1 protein-coding gene is annotated in these 438 nt (G+C 68.3%); it reads right to left on the bottom strand.

The features are described from left to right. Positions 1-438: Hsp33 family molecular chaperone HslO (locus CVH10_RS17620; protein ID WP_181244461.1), on the bottom strand; the 438-nt coding region annotated here is incomplete at both ends.

Below are 438 nucleotides of genomic sequence, written 5' to 3'. Positions count from 1 at the left end.
CACCTCGTCGGGGTCCAGCGCATAGACAGTGGCGCAGTATTCGCACGTGACGCGGATCTTGCCGTCGTCCTCCAGCATGTCGGCCCGCTCGGCGGGATCGAAGGACGCCAGGACCGAGGCGATCCGATCGCGCGAGCAACGGCAGACGGCGGTCAGTTCGCGCGCGCCTTCCAGTCGCACCCCGTCCTCGTGGAACAGGCGAAACAGCAGGGTTTCTGGCGAGATCGTCGGGTCGATCAGTTCGTCGTCGGCCAGGGTGCCGAACAGGGCGCGGGTGCGGTCCCACACCTCCTCGGTCGATCCACGCGCCTCGTCGCCGGCGATGATCTGGATCATCGCCCCGCCGGCGCGCCATTGCGACCCGGCCTCGGTCTCGACCGCGCCGACCGCCAGGCGCACCTTGGTCGGCACCTGTTCGGACTGCTGGAAATAGTGTTC

Source organism: Halomonas sp. ND22Bw (assembly GCF_003011945.1).
GTDB lineage: Bacteria > Pseudomonadota > Gammaproteobacteria > Pseudomonadales > Halomonadaceae > Halomonas > Halomonas halophila.
The sequence above is the reverse complement of the archived record's forward strand: the minus strand, read 5'-3'. Positions and strand labels throughout refer to the sequence as shown.